At 70.8% G+C, this 6,284-nt stretch carries 6 protein-coding genes; 4 read left to right on the top strand and 2 right to left on the bottom strand.

All coding sequences use genetic code 11. The features are described from left to right. The 3 genes from argH to lysA form a co-directional block, all read left to right on the top strand. Positions 1-1,042: argininosuccinate lyase (argH, locus tag VED21_RS28235; protein WP_324888384.1), on the top strand; the 1,042-nt coding region annotated here is incomplete at its 5' end. Beyond that, positions 1,039-1,278 carry a hypothetical protein gene (locus VED21_RS28230; RefSeq protein WP_324888382.1) on the top strand — a complete coding sequence of 80 codons (240 nt, stop codon included), beginning with the start codon at positions 1,039-1,041 and terminating at the stop codon, positions 1,276-1,278. The genes argH and VED21_RS28230, both read left to right, overlap by 4 nt. Beyond that, on the top strand, positions 1,275-2,540 hold the full coding sequence (gene lysA / locus VED21_RS28225) for a diaminopimelate decarboxylase (protein WP_324888380.1): 1,266 nt from the start codon (positions 1,275-1,277) through the stop codon (positions 2,538-2,540). The genes VED21_RS28230 and lysA overlap by 4 nt, the downstream gene beginning before the upstream one ends. A gap of 6 nt (positions 2,541-2,546) precedes the next feature. Here the strand turns inward: lysA and VED21_RS28220 are convergent, their stop codons facing one another. Further along, positions 2,547-2,822 carry a hypothetical protein gene (locus VED21_RS28220; RefSeq protein WP_324888378.1) on the bottom strand — a complete coding sequence of 92 codons (276 nt, stop codon included), beginning with the start codon at positions 2,820-2,822 and terminating at the stop codon, positions 2,547-2,549. Then, positions 2,819-3,247, bottom strand: coding sequence for a putative toxin-antitoxin system toxin component, PIN family (locus tag VED21_RS28215; RefSeq protein ID WP_324888375.1), 429 nt, complete (start codon positions 3,245-3,247; stop codon positions 2,819-2,821). Before VED21_RS28215 ends, VED21_RS28220 begins: the two co-directional genes overlap by 4 nt. Positions 3,248-3,479: 232 nt before the next feature. On the opposite strand from VED21_RS28215, the gene VED21_RS28210 reads away from it, so the two are divergent. Then, a complete protein-coding gene (locus tag VED21_RS28210; RefSeq protein WP_324888373.1) occupies positions 3,480-6,110 on the top strand; it encodes a TIGR02302 family protein in 2,631 nt (876 codons plus the stop codon). Positions 6,111-6,284: the final 174 nt, after the last annotated feature.

The following is a 6,284-nucleotide window of genomic DNA, read 5'->3' as shown; positions in this document are numbered from 1 at the left end:
GGTGGCGACCGACTTCAAGCTGTGGGTGCGCGACGCGCTGGACCGCCTCGACGGCGGCCTCAAGGCGCTGCAGGCCGCCCTCATCGACCTCGCCGAGAAGCACGCCGACACGGTGATGCCCGGCTTCACCCACCTCCAAGCGGCGCAGCCGGTGACCTTCGGCCACCATCTGCTGGCGTACGTGGAGATGTTCGGGCGCGACCGCGGCCGCATGCGCGACGCCCGCGCGCGGCTGAACGAGTGCCCGCTGGGCTCCGCCGCGCTGGCCGGCACCCCCTTCCCCATCGACCGGCACGCCACGGCCGCCGCACTCGGCTTCGACCGCCCCACCGCCAACTCGCTGGACGCCGTGTCCGACCGCGACTTCGCGCTGGAGTATCTGGCCGCCGCGTCGATCTGCGCCATGCACCTCTCGCGCTTCGCGGAGGAGATCGTGCTGTGGTGCTCCGACCAGTTCCGCTTCATCCGGCTGTCGGACGCCTTCACCACCGGCTCCTCCATTATGCCGCAGAAGAAGAACCCGGACGCGGCGGAGCTGGTGCGCGCCAAGGCCGGGCGCGTCATCGGCGCGCTGGCCGGCCTGCTGGTCGCCATGAAGGGCCTGCCGCTGGCCTATTCCAAGGACATGCAGGAAGACAAGGAGCCGGTCTTCGAGACCGACGACACGCTGGCGCTGTGCGTCACCGCCATGGAAGGCATGGTGCGCGACATGACCCCGCGCCCTGAATCCATGCGCGAGGCGGCCGAGCGCGGCTTCCTCACCGCCACCGACCTTGCCGACTGGCTGGTCCGCGTGCTGGGCATGCCCTTCCGCGAGGCGCACCACGTCACCGGCCGCGCCGTCAAGCTGGCCGAGGACAAGGGTGCCCGCCTGTCCGAACTGGCGCTCGCCGACCTCCAGTCGATCGAGCCCCGCATCACCGAGGAGGTCTTCAAGGTGCTGACCGTCGAGGCGTCCGTGGCCAGCCGCTTGAGCTTCGGCGGCACCGCCCCCACCCGCGTGCGCGAGGCCGTCGCGGCGGCCCGGGAGCGCTTCCTGTGATCCGGCGCGTCCAACACCGGGCCATCCACCAACGCGCCGCCCACCATCGCGCCATCGGCCTCGCCATGGGCGTGCTGGCCGTGGCGCTGGCCCTGTCGCTGGGCGGCTGCGGCAAGAAGCCGGAGTTCGTCGACGCCCCCCAGGGCAAGGAGGCCGACCGCTTCCCGCAGGCCTACCCGAACCCCTCCCTCGACCCCAGGCCCGGACAGGTCGCGCCGGGGGTGGCATTCCCATGAACGCCTTCACCTACCGCAACGGCATCCTGCACGCCGAGGGCGTGGCCCTGCCCGCCATCGCCGAACAGGTCGGCACGCCGTTCTACTGCTATTCGACCGAGGCGCTGGTCGCCAACTACCGCGCCTACGCCGGCGCGTTCGAGGGGCAGGACGCCGGCGTCTGCTTCGCGCTGAAGTCCAACTCCAACCTCGCCGTGGTGCGCACCTTCGCCGCCCTGGGTGCGGGCGCCGACGTGGTGTCGGAGGGTGAGTTCAAGCGCGCGCTCGCCGCCGGCATCCCCGCCGACCGCATCGTCTTCTCCGGCGTCGGCAAGACCCGGCAGGAGATGCGCACGGCGCTGGAGGCCGGCATCTACCAGCTGAACGTGGAGTCCATCCCCGAGCTGGAGGCGCTGAGCGAGGTGGCCACGTCCATGGGCGTGCGGGCGCCGATCGCCATCCGCGTCAACCCGGACGTGGACGCCAAGACGCACGCCAAGATCGCCACCGGCAAGAAGGAGAACAAGTTCGGCATCGACTGGGACCACGCGCGCGAGGTCTATGGCAAGGCCGCAGCACTGCCGGGCATCGATCCGGTCGGCATCGCCGTGCACATCGGCTCCCAGCTCACCGACCTCGCCCCCTTCCGCGCCGCGTTCGAGCGGGTGGTGGAACTGCTGCACGCGCTGCGCGAGGACGGCATCGACATCCGCCGCCTGGACCTGGGCGGCGGCATCGGCATCCGCTACCGCGACGAGACGCCGCCGGACCTGCACGAATACGCCGGCATGGTGCGCTCGATCACCGGCAACCTGGGCTGCCACGTGACGCTGGAGCCGGGGCGCGCCCTGGTCGGCAACGCCGGCATCCTGGTCAGCCGCGTCATCTACGTGAAGAAGGGGCTGCACCGCCGCTTCCTGATCGTCGACGCGGCGATGAACGACCTGATCCGCCCGTCGCTGTACGACGCCTACCACGCCATCCTGCCGGTGGCCGAGCCGGCGCCGGGCGCCAAGACGTCGCCCATCGACGTGGTCGGCCCGGTGTGCGAGAGCGGCGACACCTTCGCCCTGCAGCGCCCGCTGCCGCCGCTGGCGTCGGACGACCTGATCGCCTTCTGCTCGGCCGGCGCCTATGGCGCGGTGATGGCGTCCAGCTACAACACCCGGCCCCTGGCGCCGGAGGTTCTGGTGAACGGCACCGACTTCGCCGTCATCCGCCCCCGCCCGACGGTGGAGGAAATGCTGGCCGCCGAACGCATGCCGGCGTGGCTGAAGGGGTAAGCCCCTTCAGCCGGCCTTCTTGGGCTGGATTATTTCGAAGCTACCCTCGGGCTCCGGCCCCGTGGCAGGCGGAAGACCCCGCAGAATGTCGAGCGCATCCTGCGGATCTCCGCCTTGCGCGCGGATCGCAAAGAACTCAGCAGCCGTCCTGCGCGTCGCCAGCTTTTCGGCTACGGCAATGTTGATGTAGTGATTGATGGGCACGCCCTCTTCCGCTGCGGCCTTGCGCAACTCGTTCATGAGCGACGGCAGCAGGCGAAGGGCGAAGTTGTTCCTTCTCATGATACCTTCTCCAGATACGGCAACAGCGCCGCCGGACCGGCGACACTGATTCCGAAACGCGTGGCCGCAAGCAGGAAGTCCCGGACATTGAATGTCACCAGGAAATCCGCCCGCCCATTGATCGCGGTCTCCAGCACCATCTCGTCAGCAGGGTCCTTCAGTTGAGGTCGCCAAAAGAAGGAGACTTCCACCGGCACGATCACAGCCGCCAAACCGGCGAGAAACCGGTCAACGCCCTGGTGATCGAGCCCCACCGCCGCCAGTTGCTCCTCTCGCTTCAGAACGTCTTCGTACTCCAGGAATATGGCAGGCGAAGCCAGCAGCTCAAATCGTCTGCGCAATGCCGCGACGAGCCACGATTGCGCCGCTCCGGATTGCGACCGGAGAGCAGCGACGATGACGTTCGTGTCCAGAACGATGCGCATGGCTTTGAGCGTCGCCGATATTGCCTGCCATATCAAGCGCCCACAGCAGGCCTCCATCCCCCACACCGGTGAGCGTCCGCATCGCCCTTCAGCCATATTTTCGTCATGGACGCATGGTTCGGTGCGTGTCTGGATCGGTCCGCTGCGGAAACCCGCCGCGGGCAACCTATATCCTGTTCACGCACCGGCTCAGCCGCCCCCCGGCCGGTGACCGACAGGACGGGAGTGCGGCATGAAGGACACCCAGGCCCGGCAGCCTGCCGGCGGGACGGCGAACGCGGCGGACGCTCCGTCGGAACCGGGCTTCCGGCTGTGGCAGGCGCGCATGGCGCTGCTGTGGGAACGGCTGTGGCCGGCGCTGTGGGCGCCCGCCGCCATCGCCGGGGCGTTCCTGGCGCTGGCGCTGTTCAACGCGCTGCCCGCCCTGCCCGGCTGGCTGCACGCCCTGGTCCTGGTCCTGTTCGCCGCCGCCCTCGGCGGAACGCTGTACCGCGGCCTGCGCGGCTTCGCCGCCCCGGACGAGACCGCCGCCCGGCGCCGGCTGGAGCGCGACAGCGGCCTGCCGCACCGCCCCCTGCACGTGCTGCGCGACAGCGTGGCCGGCGGCGATGCCCTGGCGGCGGCGCTGTGGCGCCTGCACCAGGAGCGCATGCGCCAGACCGTGCGCCGCCTGCGCGTCGCCCTGCCCCACCCCAACGTGGCGGCGCGCGACCCGTGGGCGTTGCGCATGCTGGTCACGCTGGTCCTGTTCGTCGCCGTGGTCGGGTCGTGGGGCGACTGGCGCCCGCGCCTCACGGCGGCCTTCAGCCCGCATGTGGACGGTCCGCGCGGCACCGCCGCCGCGACGCTCGACCTCTGGCTGACGCCGCCGGAATACACCGGCCTGCCGCCCATCTTCCTCAAGGCGGGCGGCGCGCCTCCCGGCCAGGGGCAGGCCCAGGCGGCGCAGGCGCGCACCGCCGCCGCCGACCAGCCGGTGTCGGTGCCGCGCGGCAGCCTCGTGCTGGGCCGCGTCACCGGCGGCGGCGGCGCGCCCACGCTGGAGCTGGGCAAGGACTCCGTGCCCTTCGAAAGCGTGGACAGCACCACCTTCCAGATCCAGCGCCCGGTGGAGGCCGGCAACCGCATCGCCGTCACCCAGGGCGGCGGCACGCTGGGCTCCTGGCCCATCGCCGTGGTGCCCGACCAGCCGCCCAGCGTCGCCTTCGCCACCCCGCCGGCCAAGAGCGAGCGCGGCGCGCTGCGCATCGAATACACCGCCCAGGACGACTACGGCCTCGTCTCGGTCGCCGGCACCGTGCGCCTGGACGAGGCGCACGCCGACGCCGCGCTGGACCGCACGCCCGTCGACCTGCCGCTGGCCCTGCCCGGCGTGCGCCCGAAGGAGGCGCGCAACGCCAGCTTCAACGACCTGACGTCGCACCCCTGGGCCGGCATCCCGGTGGTCCTGCGCCTCACCGCCACCGACGGCGCCGGCCAGACCGGCAGCACCGAGGACTTCGCGATGGTGCTGCCCGAGCGGGTGTTCAACCACCCCGTCGCCCGCGCCATCGTCGAGGAGCGCAAGAAGCTGACGCTCCGCCCCAAGGACGCGCGCATGGACGTGGCCCGCGCGCTGGCCGACATCTCGGCGCGGCCCAGCCAGTACCACGGCGACATCGTCGTCTTCCTGGCGCTGCGCACCGCCGTCGGCCGCCTGCTGCTGGACCAGAGCGACGCCGCCGTGGCCGCGCTGCAATCGCTGTTGTGGGAAACCGCGCTGCGCATCGAGGACGGCGGCCTGTCGCTGGCCGAGCGCGACCTGCGCGATGCCGAGCAGCGGCTGGCCGAGGCGCTGGACCGCAACGCCTCCGACCAGGAGCTGAAGCAGCTGATGGACGAGCTTCAGCAGGCCCTCGACCGCTTCATGGACGCCGTGGAGCAGCAGATGCGCGAGGCGCTGGAGCGCGGCGAGACGCCCATGCAGGTCCCGCCCGAGATGGCCGACCGCATGATGGACCGCAACGACCTTCAGCAGATGCTGGACCAGATGCGCCAGATGGCCGAGACCGGTGCCCGCGACGCCGCCCGCCAGATGCTCTCCCAACTCCAGCAGATGCTGGAGAACATGCGCAACGGCGCCATGGCCCAGCAACAGCAGCAGGGCCAGAACCAGGCCTGGGAGATGATGCGCGAGCTGCAGGAGCTGACCCAGCGCCAGCAGCAACTCCTCGACCAGTCGTTCCGCCAGCAGCAGGAGCAGATGGGCCAGGGCATGCAGCAACAGCAGCAGCCCGGCGGCCAGAACCCCCGCCAGCGCCAGCAGGGCCGCAACCAGCAGGGGCAGCAAGGGCAGCAGGGCCAACAGGGCCAGGGCAGCCCGATGATGCAGCAGCAGGCCGAACAGCAGGAGGCGCTACGCCGCCAGCTGGGCGAGATCATGCGCCGCATGGGCGACATGACGGGCGACATCCCCCGTCCGCTGGGCCGCGCCGAACGGGCCATGCGCGACGCCGGACAGGCGCTCCAGCAGGGCCAGCCGGGGGCCGCCGTGCCGCCGCAGACCCAGGCGATGGACGAGCTTCAGCAGGGCATGCAGAGCTACGCCGAGCAGCTCATGCAGCAGATGATGGGCATGATGGGGATGCAGCCCGGCAACAACCCGGACGGGCGCGAGCCCGGCCGCGTCGGCCGCGGCCGCGATCCCCTGGGCCGGCGCCCGCCGGGCATGGGCAACGTCGACGGCAACGACGTGAAGATCCCCGAACAGTCGGACCTCCAGCGCGCCCGCGAGATCCTGGACGAGCTGCGCCGCCGCTCCGGCCAGTTCGAACGCCCTGTTCCCGAGCGCGAGTACATCGACCGCCTGCTGAAACAGTTCTGACCCTTAAGGCCCTCCCCTGCCTCCGGCGGGGGAGGAGGGCTATCGCATCTGAGTAAAGCGCTCTCCGCCTGTTGACCTGAAGGAAGAGACCGAAGTGGCCTTTTCCTTCAGGAGACGCGCGATGCAGTCGCTCATTGAGATTTTCCGAGAGGTTCGCGATCCGCGCGACCCGAA

The organism is Azospirillum sp. (assembly GCF_035627195.1).
Lineage (GTDB): Bacteria > Pseudomonadota > Alphaproteobacteria > Azospirillales > Azospirillaceae > Azospirillum.
The sequence above is the reverse complement of the archived record's forward strand: the minus strand, read 5'-3'. Positions and strand labels throughout refer to the sequence as shown.